15 protein-coding genes are annotated in these 18,746 nt (G+C 48.7%); 10 read left to right on the top strand and 5 right to left on the bottom strand.

Translation table 11 applies throughout. The annotated features are described in order from the left end of the window. Positions 1 to 8 precede the first annotated feature (8 nt). The 5 genes from FDF36_RS01205 (at position 9) to FDF36_RS01185 (ending at position 5,700) form a co-directional block, all read left to right on the top strand. Entirely contained in the window at positions 9 to 1,328 is a 1,320-nt protein-coding gene (locus FDF36_RS01205) for a sensor histidine kinase (RefSeq protein ID WP_220390018.1), read from the top strand. Positions 1,329 to 1,511: 183 nt separating this feature from the next. After that, a complete protein-coding gene (locus tag FDF36_RS01200; RefSeq protein ID WP_220390017.1) occupies positions 1,512 to 1,907 on the top strand; it encodes a DUF1573 domain-containing protein in 396 nt (131 codons plus the stop codon). A 130-nt stretch (positions 1,908 to 2,037) separates the two neighbouring features. Further along, complete coding sequence (locus FDF36_RS01195; RefSeq protein WP_220390016.1) at positions 2,038 to 4,026, top strand: OPT family oligopeptide transporter; 1,989 nt, start codon at positions 2,038 to 2,040, stop codon at positions 4,024 to 4,026. Next, on the top strand, positions 4,023 to 4,886 hold the full coding sequence (locus tag FDF36_RS01190; protein ID WP_220390015.1) for an alpha/beta hydrolase: 864 nt from the start codon (positions 4,023 to 4,025) through the stop codon (positions 4,884 to 4,886). Before FDF36_RS01195 ends, FDF36_RS01190 begins: the two co-directional genes overlap by 4 nt. Before the next feature lie 37 nt (positions 4,887 to 4,923). After that, a complete protein-coding gene (locus FDF36_RS01185) occupies positions 4,924 to 5,700 on the top strand; it encodes an N-acetylmuramoyl-L-alanine amidase-like domain-containing protein (protein ID WP_005817845.1) in 777 nt (258 codons plus the stop codon). Between the two features lie 591 nt (positions 5,701 to 6,291). Here the strand turns inward: FDF36_RS01185 and lipB are convergent. Further along, complete coding sequence (gene lipB / locus FDF36_RS01180; protein ID WP_220390014.1) at positions 6,292 to 6,957, bottom strand: lipoyl(octanoyl) transferase LipB; 666 nt, start codon at positions 6,955 to 6,957, stop codon at positions 6,292 to 6,294. 65 nt (positions 6,958 to 7,022) lie between these two features. Here lipB and FDF36_RS01175 point away from each other — a divergent pair, with 65 nt between their 5' ends. Beyond that, positions 7,023 to 7,862, top strand: coding sequence for a helix-turn-helix domain-containing protein (locus tag FDF36_RS01175; protein WP_005787242.1), 840 nt, complete (start codon positions 7,023 to 7,025; stop codon positions 7,860 to 7,862). A 148-nt stretch (positions 7,863 to 8,010) separates the two neighbouring features. Here FDF36_RS01175 and FDF36_RS01170 read toward each other — a convergent pair whose 3' ends face one another. The 4 genes from FDF36_RS01170 to FDF36_RS01155 form a co-directional block, all read right to left on the bottom strand. Next, positions 8,011 to 10,221: a heavy metal translocating P-type ATPase gene (locus tag FDF36_RS01170; RefSeq protein WP_220390013.1), complete on the bottom strand. Its 2,211-nt coding sequence runs from the start codon at positions 10,219 to 10,221 to the stop codon at positions 8,011 to 8,013. Between the two features lie 51 nt (positions 10,222 to 10,272). Then, on the bottom strand, positions 10,273 to 10,584 hold the full coding sequence (locus FDF36_RS01165; protein ID WP_005787238.1) for a heavy-metal-associated domain-containing protein: 312 nt from the start codon (positions 10,582 to 10,584) through the stop codon (positions 10,273 to 10,275). A 50-nt stretch (positions 10,585 to 10,634) separates the two neighbouring features. Continuing rightward, positions 10,635 to 12,851, bottom strand: a complete 2,217-nt coding sequence (locus FDF36_RS01160) for a TonB-dependent receptor (RefSeq protein ID WP_220390012.1) — start codon at positions 12,849 to 12,851, stop codon at positions 10,635 to 10,637. 179 nt (positions 12,852 to 13,030) lie between these two features. Then, positions 13,031 to 13,426 (bottom strand): hypothetical protein, encoded by a 396-nt coding sequence (locus tag FDF36_RS01155; protein WP_220390011.1) that lies wholly within the window; start codon positions 13,424 to 13,426, stop codon positions 13,031 to 13,033. Between the two features lie 138 nt (positions 13,427 to 13,564). Here FDF36_RS01155 and FDF36_RS01150 point away from each other — a divergent pair, with 138 nt between their 5' ends. From FDF36_RS01150 to gcvP, 4 genes are all read left to right on the top strand, one after another. Then, positions 13,565 to 14,419 (top strand): RsiV family protein, encoded by an 855-nt coding sequence (locus tag FDF36_RS01150; RefSeq protein WP_220390010.1) that lies wholly within the window; start codon positions 13,565 to 13,567, stop codon positions 14,417 to 14,419. Positions 14,420 to 14,512: 93 nt separating this feature from the next. Beyond that, positions 14,513 to 15,133 carry a 16S rRNA (guanine(527)-N(7))-methyltransferase RsmG gene (gene rsmG, locus FDF36_RS01145; protein WP_220390459.1) on the top strand — a complete coding sequence of 207 codons (621 nt, stop codon included), beginning with the start codon at positions 14,513 to 14,515 and terminating at the stop codon, positions 15,131 to 15,133. Between the two features lie 19 nt (positions 15,134 to 15,152). After that, the gene (locus FDF36_RS01140) at positions 15,153 to 15,791 is read left to right on the top strand and encodes an MBL fold metallo-hydrolase (protein WP_220390009.1); all 639 of its coding nucleotides are present in this window, start codon (positions 15,153 to 15,155) and stop codon (positions 15,789 to 15,791) included. Positions 15,792 to 15,833: 42 nt separating this feature from the next. Further along, a complete protein-coding gene (gene gcvP, locus FDF36_RS01135) occupies positions 15,834 to 18,683 on the top strand; it encodes an aminomethyl-transferring glycine dehydrogenase (RefSeq protein WP_220390008.1) in 2,850 nt (949 codons plus the stop codon). The last annotated feature ends 63 nt before the right edge of the window (positions 18,684 to 18,746 follow it).

Genomic DNA, 18,746 nt, shown 5'->3' with positions numbered 1-18,746 from the left:
TACACGACATGAAACAAAAATGGGCGAGGCAACCCCTTATATTGACAGTAGCCCTTTTGATCTGCTGTTACACCACCGTGTGGTTAGGCATGCACGGTTTCTATATCAGCCTGCCGGTATCCGTATGCCTCTTGCTATACACAACCTACAGAATCTATCGCTACATCCTCCGCTCCACACGTGCCATGGCACAGTTCATCTGGTCTGTCCGCTATTCCGAGTTCCTCTCCTCCCCCGTGCAAAGCGAAGAAAGCCTCCGTTCACTACCGGTAGAACTTCTGAACGAAATGAACCAAGCCTTGGATTTCTACAAACAGAACCTTCAGAAGAAAGAAAGCAAACTGCAATATTTTCAGGCTCTGGCCAATCACATCGATATGTCCGTATTGGTATATAGCCCTTCCGGACAGATCGAGTGGATGAATGAAGCCGCCAAAAGACTGCTCGACAACCACAATCTGAAAAGTATCGATGAACTGAAATACTTTCACAGCGAGCTGCCCGGCCGCCTTTACTCCTTAAAAGCGGGTGACATCTCCGTTCTTCAGGCAAAAAAAGAGGAAGAAACCATCCAGCTGGCACTTTCCGGAATGGAGTTTGTGATACAGGGACGGCCGCTCACAGTAGCCAGCATGAAAAACATCCATTCGGTATTAGACAGCCAGGAAACCGAAGCCTGGCAGAAACTGATCCGTGTGCTGACGCACGAAATCATGAATTCCATCACTCCGGTCACGTCTTTGTCCGAATTGCTGGAACATCAGATCGAAGACTTTGACGGCAATGAAGAAGAGCGGGCCGAAATACGCCGGATGTTACAAACCATCCGCCGGCGGGGCGACGGGTTAATTCGGTTTGTCAACAGTTACCGGGAAGTGTCTCACCTGCCACAACCCCTGCTGAAGATATATACATCACAAGAATTACTGACAGGCGTGGTACGGTTGATGCACAGAGAACCGAATGATCTGCACCTGATGCTTCCACCCAAAGCCCAACGCCTGGTGGCGGACAAGGATCTGATAGAACAAGTGCTGATCAACCTGATTAAAAACGCCCGTGAGAACGATGCGACCGACATCCGGATCTCAGCCGGATTAAGTTCCGGAGAACGCCCCTATATAAGGATAGAAGACAACGGAACAGGAATCGAGCAAGAGGTGCTCGACCGCATCTTTATCCCGTTCTTCACGACTAAACCCACCGGATCGGGCATCGGTCTGACCATCTCACGACAGATCATGCATCTGCACCGCGGCACCGTCACCGTTTCATCCGAACCGGAAAAAGGCAGTATCTTCACCCTCTTGTTTCCGGCCGTATTCTAAAGAGGTGTAGCCATCCGGTGCACAGGGTGTAGCCCTAAGCCTCGTATGGCTACACCCTATATACCGGACAGCTACACCCTCTCCGTCAGATGCCTTTTTAATACAATTTCACCGTCATACGACACCATTTATCAAAAAAAGCCTTACCTTTGCCACTCACAAAACCATAAAAAGAAATAGAAAATGAAGAAAATACTATTTTTTATCACTATGATGGTGCTGAGCATCGGACTTGCCCAAGCTCAAGGAAAAGCAGAAATAAAGTTTGATAAGACAACCCACGACTTCGGAACATTCTCGGAAAACAATCCTGTTGTGAGTTGCACTTTCAAGTTCACAAATATCGGCGATGCCCCATTAGTCATTCATCAGGCTGTAGCATCATGCGGATGTACGGTACCCGAATATACCCAGGAACCTATCATGCCGGGAAAAACAGGTACAGTCAAGGTGACTTACAACGGAACAGATAAATATCCGGGACACTTCAAAAAGTCCATAACCCTGCGTACAAACGCCAAGACGGAGATGATACGTCTTTTCGTGGAAGGCGACATGACAGCCAAGGACGCGAAATAAGCCAAAATTAATAACAACAATGAGGAGAATCTTTCGGGATTCTCCTTTTTTTTTGCTTACTTTGAAGCTGTTTTGAGAAACCGACCGTTTGGAAATCTGATAAACTATACATAAACTACAAAAAACAATTATGAGACAAGAAGAAGACAAGTTTACGGGCTTACCCGAGAACGCATTCCGGGAACTGAAACCGGGAGAAGTGTACAACCCGCTGATGAGTCCAAAGAAAACGTATCCGGAGGTAAACCTCTGGTCTGTAGCATGGGGCATCGCCATGGCCATCCTCTTCTCGGCTGCCGCAGCCTATCTGGGACTAAAAGTAGGACAAGTATTCGAAGCTGCCATCCCCATCGCCATTATAGCAGTCGGAGTATCCGGCGCAGCCAAACGCAAAAACGCACTCGGCGAAAACGTCATTATCCAATCCATCGGCGCCTGCTCAGGCGTCATCGTGGCAGGAGCCATCTTCACACTGCCTGCCCTCTACATCCTGCAAGCCAAATATCCGGATATGTCGGTCACCTTTATGCAAGTGTTCATCAGTTCACTGCTGGGCGGTGTACTGGGCATCTTGTTCCTGATCCCTTTCCGCAAATACTTTGTAAGCGACATGCATGGCAAGTATCCTTTTCCCGAAGCGACAGCCACCACACAAGTGCTGGTATCGGGTGAAAAAGGAGGCAGCCAGGCCAAGCCATTGCTGATGGCAGGATTAATCGGCGGGCTGTACGATTTCATCGTGGCTACCTTCGGCTGGTGGAACGAAAACTTCACCACCCGCGTATGCGGAGTAGGCGAAATGCTGGCCGACAAAGCCAAACTGGTTTTCAAGGTAAACACCGGCGCAGCCGTACTCGGCCTGGGATATATCGTCGGACTGAAATATGCTTCCATTATCTGCTTCGGCTCCCTGGCCGTGTGGTGGATCATCGTACCGGGCATGTCACTCTTCTTCGGTGATTCGGTACTGAATCAGTGGAATCCGGACATAACCGCCACGGTAGGCTCTATGAGTCCCGAACAGATATTCAGCTACTATGCCAAAAGCATCGGTATCGGCGGCATTGCCATGGCAGGTGTCATCGGCATCATCAAATCATGGAGCATCATCCGCAGTGCGGTGGGACTGGCAGCCAAAGAAATGGGCGGGAAGAGTGATGCCGAAAAGAACATTATCCGCACCCAACGCGACCTCTCAATGAAAATCATTGCCATCGGTTCCATTATCACGCTGATTCTGGTGGTGCTTTTCTTCTATTTCGATGTGATGCAAGGCAACCTGGTGCATACACTGGTAGCCATCCTGCTGGTGGCCGGAATTTCATTCCTGTTCACAACGGTAGCTGCCAATGCAATCGCTATCGTGGGCACTAATCCCGTATCGGGCATGACTCTGATGACATTGATTCTGGCATCGGTCGTTATGGTGGCTGTCGGGTTGAAAGGCCCTTCAGGCATGGTGGCTTCATTGGTAATGGGTGGTGTGGTCTGTACCGCACTTTCCATGGCAGGAGGTTTTATCACAGACTTGAAAATCGGATACTGGCTCGGCAGCACACCGGCCAAGCAGGAAGCATGGAAGTTCCTCGGAACCATCGTTTCGGCTGCTACCGTAGGCGGTGTAATGATTATCCTGAACAAAACTTACGGATTCACAAGCGGTCAGCTGGCTGCCCCGCAGGCTAACGCAATGGCTGCCGTCATCGAGCCGTTAATGAGTGGTGTGGGCGCTCCGTGGATGCTCTATGGCATCGGTGCCGTACTGGCCATCGTATTGACGCTCCTGAAAGTTCCCGCACTGGCATTTGCACTCGGTATGTTTATTCCTCTCGAACTGAATATACCGCTGGTGGTGGGCGGTGCGATCAACTGGTATGTGACTACCCGCAGCAAAGACGCTTCACTCAACACGGAACGGGGAGAGAAAGGTACGTTGCTGGCATCCGGATTCATCGCCGGAGGTGCCCTGATGGGTGTAGTCAGTGCGGCAATGCGCTTCGGAGGCATCAATCTGGTAAATGACGCATGGCTGAACAACACCCTGTCTCAACTTGCGGCCCTGATAGCCTATGCCCTGTTAATTCTCTATTTCATCAAAGCATCCATGAAAGTAAAATGAAAACATTAATCACATCCATTCTTCTGTTCATGGCTACCGGCTTGTCAGCACAAAAGCCCGTTGAGCTGCCTTTATGGCCCAACGGTGCTCCCAATGATAACGGGCTGAAAGGCGAAGAAGTGATGTCGGCTCCATACCGGCTCACTAACGTCACACGGCCCACCATCACCGTCTATCGTCCGGCGACACCCAACGGCATGACCATCATCATGTGTCCCGGTGGTGCTTATGCTCTTTTGGCCATGGATCATGAAGGACACGATATGGCACAATGGTTCAATTCATTGGGCATCACCTATGTGGTACTAAAATACCGGATGCCTAACGGACACAGCGAGGTGCCTTTGTCGGATGCTGAGCAAGCGATACGAATAGTGCGGAAGCATGCCAAAGACTGGAATATTCGTACAGACCGGGTAGGCATTATGGGAGCTTCGGCCGGCGGCCATCTCGCCTCCACCCTTGCTACGCATTACAGCAGTGAGGACACGCGACCCGACTTCCAGATATTACTCTATCCGGTAATCACGATGGAGTCCGGCGACACCCACGGAGGATCACGCCACAATCTGCTCGGGCCGGACGCAACGCCGGAGTTAACCAGAAAGTTCTCCAACGAACAGCAAGTGACGGATCACACTCCGCAAGCTTTCATCACCCTCTCTTCGGACGATGAAGGCGTGTCTCCCGCCAATGGCGTGAATTACTATCTGGCCCTGCAAAAGCATAAGGTGCCTGCCGCCCTCCACATTTATCCCACGGGCGGACACGGATGGGGGTTCTATGACAGTTTTGCCTATAAACGCCAATGGACGGAAGAGTTAGAAAAATGGTTGCGGGACGGAGTCAGGTTCCAATAGATACAACGAAGGTATTACAAAAACAATCTTTATAAAAATGAAAACAATTCGCACACTTTTATTATGTACCAGCCTATTGGCCGGAACAGTTGCAGCACAGGAGAACAGCCTGGTGCTGAGTAACGGACTCGGGTTTGTCGACACCCCCTATAAGGCAGGCACCCTGGAAGTAGATGACACAGAAGACCTTATTATCAATTGTGACGAAGTGGATTGTACCACTTTCGTTGAATATGCATTGGCAATGGCCCTCTGCCCGCAGCAAGGAGACGAAATGCAGGAAGGCGATTTCGCCCGCAATTTGCAACGCATCCGCTATCGTGACGGAAAAATAGACGGATACACCTCCCGCCTGCACTATATATCCGACTGGATCAACAATGCAGTCCGCCAAGGCCTGCTCGAAGATGTAACGGCTGCCTACAGCCCCTTCAAACAAAAACTGTCGCTCTCGTACATGAGTACGCATCCGGAACTCTACAAATCGTTGAAAAATTCTCCGGAGAACGTAGCCCAAATGGCAAAGTATGAAAAAGCCTTGAGCGGCAAAGAGGTACACTATCTGCCCAAAGACAAACTGGAACCGGACGGACTGCCTTGGATCAAGAACGGAGACATCATCGCCCTGACCACCAATACTCCGGGACTGGACGTAAGCCACATGGGCATTGCCATTTACATCAAGGGGCAGTTGCACCTGCTGCATGCTTCATCCAAAGAGGGTAAAGTAGTAGTGGGCAAAACCGCACTGAGCCAAATGTTGAAAGACAGAAAATCGCTGACCGGCATCAGAGTGCTGAGAATGAAAAAATAAATCGAGAAAGGGAGCACAACGGACTCTCCCCGATCCCCGAAACCATTTTGATATATTTCGGGGATTTTTCTTGTCAATATGAAAGGATATTAGCGGATTTCATGACAATGCCTTCTGCTTTTAGACAGCAACCGGAAGTGAGGAAGGCGGAAAACGGGACTTTTCTTCCCGGAAAACCGGACTTTTGTAGCCGGAAAGCCGGGGTCCGACCCGAAAAGTGCCGGGATTTCTCCGAAAAGAAGTAAGCATTCGGTCCGAAAGACGTAAGCATTTACAGAATATGCTTACGTCTTTTCAAATTATCTCTATATGTTTTCCTACTTTACATCTATTGTTAGGGTTTCGGAGGTTAAAAGAGAAAGATTATTCTCTGGTTGTACTCCCGAAGCAGACAAGTTCGAACTAACAGAAAGAGAGCTACATGTTCTTATTACGCACCTTTTCATTCCGATGGCTTCACGACATCGCCATTATGACAGCCTGCAAAGATATCTGATATCAAAAATAAAATCGCCAACCCGCAAGGAAGGCGATTTTATCCGTTCAGTGTATCATTGGGCGGAAACAGAGCAATCTGAAGAGGTTTGATTATCATTTTGACAAAAGGACAGCAAGCAACTCCCGGCCCAACCGTTCTTTCACCTGCGCCATATCGATGCTGCGGCCAAGTTCTTGCTGAAGCGAGGTCACACCCTTATCAATGAAACCACAAGGATGGATGTAGCTGAAATAACGTAAATCGGTATTGACATTCAATGCCAATCCGTGCATTGTCACATAATGGCTGCTCCTGACTCCTATCGCACATATCTTGCGGGCCCGGGACGTATCTCCCTCCAGCCAGACACCGGTCGCCTTCTCCAACCGTCCCGCCACAACGCCGTAAGACGCGCAGACACGGATGACGGCTTCTTCCAATAAATGCACATACTCCTTCAATCCCAATCCGAACTCTTCAAGATTGAGAATCGGATAGCACACCAGCTGCCCGGGACCGTGATAAGTGATGTCTCCCCCACGGTCGATATGATAGAGAGTGGCACCGATAGTCTTCAGTTGCTCCTCTCCCAGCAACATATTATTTTCTTTCCCGCTACGCCCCAGCGTGTAAACGTGCGGATGTTCACAAAAAATTATACGGTTCTCGTAACTCTCCCCGTTCTGCTTCGCATGGACAAGGGCATCGAACCATTCCGTCTGGCGGCTCCATGCCTCAGAATATGGAATGAGTTCCCAATCGGTTGTAATTGTTTTCATAAGGACAAAGATAAAAAAATAAAAGAAAATGTGTATATTTGCGTGATTCAAAAAAAGAAAGTAATATGAAGTTTGACTTTCCACAAGTAGATCTTCCGTGCGAGATTTTGGCATGGAATGATGTAACCGAGGATATATTAAATATCTACAAACAATCATGCAGGCTGAAAGCCGGCATCTTTGCTATTTGTACGGAAGGCAAGATGACCGCAACCATTAATCTGATTGACTACGAGATAAAACCGAACGACTTGATCACACTGTTACCGGGTACCATTATCCAATTCCGCGAACGCACGGAAAAAGTACGTTTATGCTTTGCGGGATTCTCATCGGAATGCGTAGAGCGCATCAATCTGATAAAATCAATGGTCAGTTCCTTCTCCAAAATAACCGAATGTCCGATTGTAGAATTGCAGGAGGATATAGCCAGCTATCTGATAGATTATTTTTCTTTGCTGGCACGCGTGACGTGTGACGAAAAATTATCTCTCCCCTCCGAAATGACAGAGGTGTCTTTAAGATCGATCCTGACTGCCGTCGGATTAATCTATCAGAGATACTCCTCGAAAAACCACAATACGAACCGTAAAGAAGAAATCTGCCGCGAACTGGTAGGACTGGTCACGGAACATTACACCGAGGAGCGTCGTGCCCAGTTCTATGCGGACAAGTTGGGAATATCGCTGCAACACCTCAGTACCACGGTCAAGCAGGTGACCGGACGTAACGTACTGGACGTCATAGCCTACGTGGTCATCATCGACGCAAAAGCCAAACTCAAATCGAGCAACATGACTATCCAGGAAATCGCTTATTCACTGAACTTCCCCAGTGCTTCGTTCTTTGGAAAATATTTCAGGAGATATGTAGGCATGAGTCCGCTGGAGTTCAGAAACAGCTGACGACTTTCTCCGGGAAAGACATTCAAAACCCTTTTTTACCACAGAGGGCACAGAGTAACACAGAGCGTTCATGTGTTGATTATTCATGACTTAAAATTTGCTCTGTGTCACTCTGTGCCCTCTCTGTGGCAACTTCTGAAAGGAATTGTTATTTTCTGGCCAGGCTCAGTGAATTCAGCACGACACTTACACTTGAAAATGCCATCGCTGCACTGGCAAGCATCGGATTGAGCAGCAACCCGTTGATAGGGAACAAGATTCCGGCTGCAATGGGAATACCTATCAGATTATAGATAAACGCCCAAAACAGATTCTGGTGAATCAGTTTTACTGTTTGCTTGGAGAGTTCGAATGCACGGGGGAGCAACAGCAGATCGGATGTCATCAACGTAACCATCGCCACATCCATGGCTATATCGGTGCCTTTCCCCATCGCTATGCTGACATCAGCCAAAGCCAGCGCCTGTGAGTCATTGATTCCGTCACCCACCATAGCAACCGTTTTGCCCTGCATCTGGAGCTCACGCACAAACTCTTCTTTATCATCCGGCAAAGCATCTGCCACAAAGCGGTCGATGCCCAATTTGCCCGATACGGCAAGTGCAGTCCGCTGTCCGTCACCGGTCAGCATGCAAATGTCGATGCCCTGACGTTTCAGTTCCTTCACCGCCTCGGCAGAAGTCGGCTTTATCTGGTCGGCAATGGCGACAACGGCAAGTACCTCTGTTCCACGGCCAAAGTAAACGATACTGTTCCCGTCCGATTCGTATTGCACCATCATCTCGGCAAGTACGTCAGAAAGAGAAGCACTGAAATCTTTCAGCAATTTGTGGCTGCCCACCCAATAAGTGTCACCCTGATATACCACCTTGATACCTTTTCCGGTGATACTCTCAAAACTCTCCAACTGGGCAGGAACTATCTTCTCCACCTCTTGCAGAGAAGAGACAATGGCTCCGGCAAGCGGATGTTCGGATTTAAGCTCGGCTGCCAGCAGAACATTCTTGAAATGCTCTTCCTGTACTTGGGCCCAAAGCCATCCGGAGACAGTGGGGTGTCCCTCGGTCAATGTCCCGGTTTTATCGAGTACCACTACATTGACTTTACGCATCTGCTCGAGGGCAACAGCATCCTTTATCAGAATATGGTTGCCGGCAGCTTTGCCGATGCCCACCATCAGAGCGGTAGGAGTAGCAAGTCCCAAAGCACACGGGCAAGCAATGACCAGTACGGATACAGCCGAAAGCAAGGCATGTGAAAAATAATCGGTTCCTCCCACCAACAGCCAGATGACAAATGTCAGCACGGCAATGCACAGCACCACCGGTACGAAGATACCCGTCACTCGGTCTACGATACGCTGTACGGGAGCTTTACTTCCCTGCGCTTCCTGAACCATGCGGATGATGCGTGCCAGCACCGTCTCACTTCCCACACCGGAAGCTTTGATTACAAAAGCTCCTTTCTGGTTGATAGTTCCCGCCAGTACCCGGTCACCTACCTTCTTCTCTACAGGAATAGGCTCTCCGCTAATCATGCTTTCGTCTACATAAGACTCTCCTTCAGACAGACGTCCGTCCACGGGAATCTGTTCGCCCGGACGTACGACCACCAGATCGCCGGTTTGCAACTGGTCTATCAATATGTCTTCTTCGATCCCTTCGCGAAGCACTCGGGCCACACGGGGCTGAAGTCCCATCAATTTACGAATGGCGGTAGAGGTGTTTCCCTTAGCACGCTCTTCCATTAACTTTCCGGTCAGTACAAAGGCAATGATGACTACTGCGGCTTCGTAATAGACGTGCGGTTCAAGTCCGCGGCTATACCAGAACTCAGGGAAAAATGTATTGAAGACACTGAACAGGAATGCGATGGAGGTACTCAGTGCCACCAGTGTATCCATATTACTCCTCCCCAGACGTGCCTGCCGCCAGGCGTTGACGTAGAAAGATCCACCAAAAAAGATCATTACAGGGAGAGCCAGTATCAACTGGATCTCGTTAGAGAAAGGTACATGCATCAGAACCATAGAAAACAGTAACATAGGAACAACAAAGATCCATGCACCGATAACCTGCCGCTTCAGCAGCCGGTAGTGTTTCTCCTGTGCCTCCTCCTGACGTTCCTCTTTCAGGGCCTCTTCCACTATCAGGTCATAACCTGCGGCAAGTACAGCCGCACGGATCTCTCCGGGGGTCAGCTTGTCGGCCTCGTACGAAACGGACAGTGTGTTTGTGGCGAAGTTGACCGATGCGTCTACCACACCGGCCAGTTTCTTCACTGTTTTTTCCACATTATTAGCGCACCCTGCACAGTGCATGTTCAGTACAGGAAACGCCTTCTTTGTTATATTACTCATAATCTATTATTATATATACTGTCTAATAAACAATGAGGTAAAGAACAATGTTCACTTCTTGTCCGTTTCCTTTGCCTCCTTTATGACTACAGCTTCGTATTTAAATTTCCGAAAGCCTTCTTTCAGCTTTTCAACATTTGTCTTTTCGGCATCATAGGTAATGGTAACGGTTCGTTCCTTGAGATCGGTTGTAAAGTTTTTAAGCCCTTTCTCGAACTTGATATTATTCTTCACCTTTCGTTCGCAGTTGGCACATTCCATCTGTGCCACTTTGAAAACGACAGTACGGAAGTCTTTTGCCATAACGGCCGTCACCGAGAGCAAAGCCACCACCAGGGTAGCAATCATTTTTTTAGTCTTCATAAATGTAAGTATTAGTATTGATAAATTCTGTGATCTGTCACTTTTTATTCTTAATCTCTCGCCAGATTGAACCTGACTCCGATATATCCTTTCGCTCCATGAACCGGCCCCCATATCATGGTTGAGTCAAAACGATCGCCCCAAGGATCGGCAGCGTCGATAATCGGATTCTTCTGTTTAAAATTAGTCAGGTTTTCGCCCCCGATGTATATCGACCAGCGGCGGAAGTAGCGTGTCACTTGGGCGCTGAGTTGGCTGAAGCCTTTGTAGCGTGCATCCCACGAAGGGGTTCCGTCGGCAAGTGTGTACGGATTGGGCATACGTCCTCCCCCGTTCATCTGCCATGTGGCGTCAAACTGCCACAAACCCAGCGGAGTCTGATAAGAGGCAGTGACGAGGCCTTTATATTTTCCCGTCAGGGGCTTCTCCATCAATTGATGATTATAGGTAGTCTTGGCATCTGTCCAGCGATATGCGGCAGTCAGCGAGAATCCCTGAAAGAAGGGATAAGTGGCCTCCACCTGAAATACCTGCGAGTACGAGCGTCCGTCGAGATTGTAAAAGGCCACTTCGTGCGGATTCGTATCCATATCGACAACGACCTGTTTCAGAAAGTCGGTGTAATAGTATTCCAGGTTCAGGTTCAGCGTCTTCCCGAAAAGCGGGATATATCCCGATATGCTTGCTCCATAATTCCAAGCCTCTTCCTGATCAAGATGATCGGCGATGCTCACCTTGCGGCTGCTTGCCATCAGATAATTATTCTCGGCAAGCACATGGTTGGTGCGATATCCCTTTCCGGCGGAAAGACGGAAATGAACAAAGTCATTGGGGTTGTACTTAATGTGCGCACGCGGAGTCACAAAGAATCCGTACTCACTGCTATGGTCGCCACGAAGTCCGGCCATCAACACGAACTTATTATCCAGGTTGAAGGTATACTGTGCGTAGGCCCCGCCCACCGATTCACGTGCAAAAACTTTCGTCAACGGTGTTTCAGCGTTATTGGTCAGTCGGTAATGCTGGTCGTATCCGTCATAATTATAGCTGAAGCCTGCAGATAGATTGTGCTCTTTCGTAAATTCGGTTTCGAACATAAGCGAAGCATAGGCGTTGGATTGGTCGACGTTATAGATCTTCCGTCCATAAAGTGCATCCTGATTGTGCAACGTACCGGACAGAATCAATGCAAGATTCGTATTCTTCTCCTTATTAAATATATAGGCATTCTTAGTAAAGGCCTCGTAGCGCCGGGTGTCGATGTCTATTTCATACCGATCGGCTGCCGGCACGCCGCTATGGCTCACCTGACCACCTTTTCTGCTTTCGTCCAATGCCTTGATACCGGCCTGAAACACATAATGATCCCCCATATATGCCCAGCGATTCCAGAAGTTATACTGCTCTATCCGGGGAATATCGGCAAAGCCGTCATCATTGCCGTCGTGTGCCTTTGTTTCATTCTCGTAATGCGCCAGCAATGAAGTACTCCACCGCTTGGACAGTTTCACGGTGGCGTCTGCATTCGCTTCATAACGATTGGTAGTACTGGCAAAGAGGTTGGCCGAAACCCAATCGGCCTCAGGCAACTGCGGCTTCTTAAACTCAACATTGATCTGTCCCGTAAGAGCCTCGTAACCGTTTTTTACTGACGAGATTCCCTTTGAAACCTGTATACTATGCATCCAGGGACCGGGCACATAACCCAATCCATAAGGAGAAGCAGCACCACGATAGTTCGGGATATTCTCGGTCAGCATCTGCACATAGGTTCCGGAAAGCCCGAGCAACTTGATCTGTTTCGCTCCCGTTGCAGCATCCGAATAGCTGACATCTACCGACGGATTGGTAACAAAACTTTCACCGAGATTGCAACATGCCGCACGGCAGAGCTCGTCGCTGGTAATGATCTCTTCGTTCATCACACTGCTGCGCAACTTCAGCGTACTCAACTTACGGCTGACAATCTGCACTTCACTCAGTTCCATTCCTTCGCGCAGCACCACGTCCAGAACGGCTTTCTTATCGTTCACTTGTATGGTGTCGTTTTCGTAACCTATAAAACTTACGATCAGATGATTGGACTTGTCGGGTTTAGATATGGAAAAAGTACCGTCCTCACGAGTGGCTACCCCACCGGGAATGTTTTTCCAGAAAACGTTGGCACCTATAATCGGTTCGCCTGCCTGATCTTTCACCGTACCGCTCACTTGCGCCTGTACGGTCAGACTGCCGAGAAGCAGTCCGGTCAATAACATGTATTTCATTAAATTTCTTCGTTTGTCTTTTTTATTCGGTTTATATTCAATAAGAAACAGATAGGATTCACCGCAGACTGCACAGGGTGACACAAGTTACCCGGCTCCAACAATCTACGGAATCAATCCTTAAACGGTGAAAGCCAGTGCAATCTGCGATGCAATCCGAACAATAAAAATCGAAGAAACTAAATAAGCAAAGTAGAATAAAGAGCCAGGTAATGCCGGGAGCTTGTCTTAGGTGGTGGTATCACATAAGGGGGATCCAACACCTCATCGCGGAAAAGAGCACATAGCAAGTCCGATACCTGGTCACAAAGTAACAAGCTGACAGGAGCAGGAACAGAGGATTCGAATGCCTGCTTTACCAGATCAAGCTTATAGATGGTCGCCGTGCATCCCTCTCCCCGGCATGATTTATGGAACTCAAAGTCAAACTTACCACAGAAGCCGCATTTGTCAGCACAGCAACAATTTGCTGTTTCACAACCGCTGCAACAATATTGGGCAACAGAGACTCCCGCTCCTACATATACTATAAGGAGAGAAAGCATAACGGCAAGTATATAGCGGAATCTCTTCATAACGGTTGCAAAGATAAGCAGATTTAACCAGCCCGCCGCATTCTTTTTTCTTTTTTTATGCTGTCGATTCACTAATATGAACTATATTTGTCGATAGTGAACGATTATATAAATGTTGAATTTAAAGAAGAACCCCTTATGAAAAAACAATATGTCAGCCTACTTGCGATAATACTTGCTACAAGTGGCTTTTTATTTTCTTGCGGTGACAAGATGAACAAGAATACCGGTGCGCTGGAATTCGACAGTATACAGGTGAACGAAACGGCCCATCTCTTCGGAGATACCGCAAAACCGGCATGTAATCTGACCATCAATTTCGCCTATCCGGTGAAGTCGACAGACAATAAACTGAAGGACAGCCTGAACAGCTACTTTATAGCCGCTTGCTTCGGTGAAGGATATATCGGAGAGAAACCGGCGCAGGTGGTAAAGGAGTACACCGAATATTACGTAAAAGAATATCGCACAGACCTCGAACCGATGTATGCCGAAGACGAAAAGAACAAAGAGAGTGAAGGCTCCATCGGTGCATGGTACTCATACTATAAAGGGATAGAAAGCCACGTGCAACTTTATTATAAGAATCTGTTGGTCTATCGCATAAACTACAATGAATATACCGGAGGCGCACATGGCATTTACATGACAACTTTCCTGAATATGGACCTGATAAACCTGCGTCCGCTGAAGCTGGACGACATTTTCACTGGTGATTATAAGGAAGCACTGACCGACCTGCTGTGGAACCAGTTGATGGCGGATAAGAAAGTAACAACGCATGAAGCACTCGAGGATATGGGTTACGGCTCTACCGGAGATATTGCTCCGACGGAAAACTTCTATCTGGACAAAGACGGCATCACCTTTTATTATAATGTATATGATATCACCCCGTATGCCATGGGACCGGTAGAAATTAAGATTCCATACGAAATGATGGAACACATGCTGGGCAGCAACCCGATCATCGGAGAGATGAAATCAAAATAATCTAACTTTATTATTAAAATACAGATATATTACAACCTTATGAATACAACAGAACAAACTTCCTCCCTCCCCTCTGCCGGAGGGGAAAACGGAGTGAAGCTTCTTCTTAAATACTTTCCCGACTTGACGGAAGAGCAACGCAAACAATTCGCGGCGCTTTACGAACTTTACATTGACTGGAATTCTAAAATCAACGTAATCTCACGCAAGGATATCGAGAATCTGTACGAACACCATGTGCTTCATTCGCTGGGTATCGCCCGCATCATCCGTTTCCGGGCCGGCAGCAGCGTCATGGACCTCGGCACCGGAGGGGGATTCCCCGGAATACCGTTGGCCATTCTTTTTCCGGACACGAAATTCCACCTGGTGGACAGCATCGGCAAGAAAGTACGTGTAGCAACCGAGGTAGCCAATGCTATCGGACTTAAAAATGTCACTTTCCGCCATGCACGGGCCGAAGAAGAGAAACAAACATTCGACTTCGTTGTCAGCCGTGCCGTGATGCCCCTGGCCGACCTGATAAAGATTATCCGGAAAAACATCTCGTTCAAACAGCAAAATGCTCTCCCCAACGGACTTATCTGCCTGAAAGGAGGCGAACTGGAACACGAGGCGATGCCGTTTAAGCATAAGACAAGTATGCATAACCTGAATGAAGATTTCGACGAGGAATTCTTTCAAACCAAGAAAGTGGTATATGTAACGATTTAAACGATCAAACAACATAGTCATGAAAATTAAGAGATTTGAGTTCAATATGTTTCCCGTAAACTGCTACGTTTTATGGGACGAAACGAACGAGGCAGTCGTGATAGATCCGGGCTGCTTTTATGACGAAGAGAAACAAACTTTAAAGAACTTCATCGTCACCAACAATCTGAACATAAAACATCTGCTGAACACTCACCTGCATCTGGATCACATTTTCGGAAATCCATTCATGCTTCGCGAGTTTGGGCTGTCTGCCGAGGCCAATCAGGCCGACGAGTACTGGATAGACGAAGCCCCCAAACAGAGTCGCATGTTCGGTTTCCAACTGAATGAAGCACCCGTCCCACTGGGAAAATATCTCCATGACGGAGACATCATCACCTTCGGAAACACAACACTGGAAGCAATCCATGTACCGGGGCACTCTCCCGGAAGCCTTGTCTATTACTGCCGGGCTGACAACTGTATGTTTTCGGGCGATGTGCTGTTTCAGGGAAGCATCGGACGGGCCGACCTGGCCGGAGGCAACTTTGATGAACTGAAAGAGCATATCTGCAGCCGCCTGTTCGTCCTCCCCAACGAAACAATCGTATATCCGGGGCACGGAGCACCGACCACCATCGGAATAGAGAAGGCGGAAAATCCGTTCTTCAGGTAAGAGATTATCAACAAACCTTATTATAAATAAATCATTAATAACATGAAAACCGATTTATTAGCCTGCCGCCACATCGGCGTCAACAAAGCGGATGCCGAAGTAATGCTCCGGAAAATTGGAGTTGGTTCGCTTGACGAACTGATCGATAAAACCATTCCGGCCAACATTCGGCTCAAAGCACCTCTGGCACTACCCGCGCCGATGACCGAATACGAGTTTGCCCGCCACATCGCCGAACTGGCAGGCAAAAACAAACTGTTCACCACTTATATCGGTATGGGATGGTACAACACGATCACCCCGGCAGTCATCCAGCGAAATGTCTTCGAGAATCCGGTCTGGTATACTTCTTATACTCCTTACCAGACAGAAGTTTCGCAAGGAAGACTGGAAGCCCTGATGAATTTCCAGACTGCCGTATGTGACCTGACCGCCATGCCCTTGGCCAACTGCTCACTACTGGACGAAGCCACCGCTGCCGCCGAAGCTGTGACGATGATGTATGGCTTGCGTTCACGCAACCAGCAGAAGGCGGGAGCCAACGTGGTGTTTATCGACGAAAATATCTTCCCGCAGACCTTGGCGGTCATCACCACCCGCGCCATCCCGCAAGGCATTGAAATCCGTACCGGAAAGTTCCGGGATCTTGAATTTACGGACGACCTCTTTGCTTGCGTCCTGCAATATCCCAATGCAAACGGTAATGCGGAAGACTACCGCGAATTTACCGAAAAAGCACATGCAGCCAACTGTAAAGTAGCTGTAGCTGCCGACATCCTGAGCCTTGCACTACTCACCCCTCCGGGCGAATGGGGAGCGGACATTGTATTCGGTACCACACAACGCCTGGGTACTCCCATGTTCTACGGTGGTCCTTCGGCCGGTTATTTCGCTACCCGCGACGAATACAAACGCAACATGCCGGGACGTATTATCGGATGGTCGAAAGATAAATATGGCAAACTCTGTTACCGCATGGCACTCCAGACACGCGAACAGCATATCAAACGAGAAAAAGCGACTTCCAATATCTGTACCGCTCAGGCACTGCTCGCCACCATGGCAGGATTCTATACCGTCTATCACGGACAGGAAGGCATCCGCAACATCGCTTCACGCATCCACAGCATTACCGTTTTCCTGGAAAAGAGCATCGGTAAACTGGGATTCAAGCAGGTGAACAGACAGTATTTCGATACCCTGCGGTTCATTTTGCCCGACAGCGTATCGGCACAGCAGATTCGCACCATCGCTTTGAGCAAAGAGGTGAACCTGCGCTATTTTGATAATGGAGACGTAGGACTGAGCATTGACGAAACAACCGACGTAGCAGCTGCCAACATTCTGCTCTCTATCTTTGCCATCGCTGCCGGAAAAGACTTCCAGAAAGTGGATGACATCCCCGAAGCAACTATCATCGGCGAGGAATTGAAGCGCCAAAGCCCTTACCTCACACACGAGGTATTCTCTAAATATCATACCGAAACGGAAATGATGCGCTACATCAAGCGTCTCGACCGGAAAGATATTTCATTGGCACAATCAATGATCTCACTCGGTTCCTGCACCATGAAACTGAATGCAGCCGCCGAAATGTTACCTCTGAGCTGCGCCGAATTTATGTGCATGCACCCGCTTGTGCCGGAAGACCAGGCAGCCGGATACCGCGAACTGATTCACAACCTGAGTGAAGAACTGAAAGTCATCACCGGATTTGCCGGAGTAAGCCTGCAACCCAATTCCGGTGCTGCCGGCGAGTATGCCGGTCTACGCACTATCCGTGCCTATCTCGAAAGTATCGGACAAGGACACCGCAACAAGGTATTGATCCCCGCATCTGCACACGGCACCAATCCCGCATCAGCCATCCAGGCCGGATTCACGACTGTAACTTGTGCATGTGACGAACATGGAAACGTAGATATGGATGACCTCCGTGCCAAAGCTGAAGAAAATAAGGACGACCTGGCCGCACTGATGATCACCTATCCCTCGACACACGGTATCTTTGAAACGGAAATCGTAGAGATCTGCCAAATCATTCACGCCTGTGGAGCTCAGGTATATATGGATGGAGCCAACATGAATGCACAGGTAGGACTGACGAATCCGGGATTTATCGGAGCGGACGTCTGTCACCTGAATCTGCATAAAACCTTTGCATCTCCCCACGGAGGAGGCGGCCCCGGTGTAGGCCCGATCTGCGTAGCGGAACATCTGGTACCGTTCCTTCCGGGACACGGACTGTTTGGCAACTCACAAAACGAAGTATCCGCCGCACCGTTTGGCAGTGCCGGTATTCTGCCTATCACCTACGGCTATATTCGCATGATGGGTGCCGAAGGACTGACAATGGCAACCAAGACAGCCATTCTCAATGCAAACTATCTGGCTGCCTGCCTGAAAGATACGTATGGCATCGTATACCGGGGAGCCAACGGCTTCGTGGGACACGAGATGATTCTGGAATGCCGGAAGGTATACGAAGAAACCGGTATCAGCGAAAATGATATTGCCAAGCGCCTGATGGACTACGGTTATCATGCTCCTACCCTCTCCTTCCCCGTCCACGGCACACTAATGATAGAGCCCACTGAGAGCGAAAGCCTCTCCGAACTGGATAACTTCGTCCTTACGATGTTGACCATCTGGAATGAAATTCAGGAAGTGAAAAACGGTGAAGCCGATAAGGAAGACAATGTACTGATAAATGCCCCGCACCCTGAATATGAAGTAGTAAGCGATCGGTGGGAACACTGCTATACGCGTGAAAAAGCCGCATATCCGATAGAGAGTGTGCGTGAGAATAAGTTCTGGGTAAATGTAGCCCGTGTAGATAATACGCTGGGCGACCGTAAACTGTTGCCCACATGCTACGGCTGCTTCGACTGAAATTAATTTGATTCACCACAGAGTAACACAGAGTACACGGAATAGAAATTACAAGAGATAAAC

The organism is Bacteroides fragilis (genome assembly GCF_019583405.1).
In the GTDB taxonomy this organism is placed as follows: domain Bacteria; phylum Bacteroidota; class Bacteroidia; order Bacteroidales; family Bacteroidaceae; genus Bacteroides; species Bacteroides fragilis_B.
The sequence above is the reverse complement of the archived record's forward strand: the minus strand, read 5'-3'. Positions and strand labels throughout refer to the sequence as shown.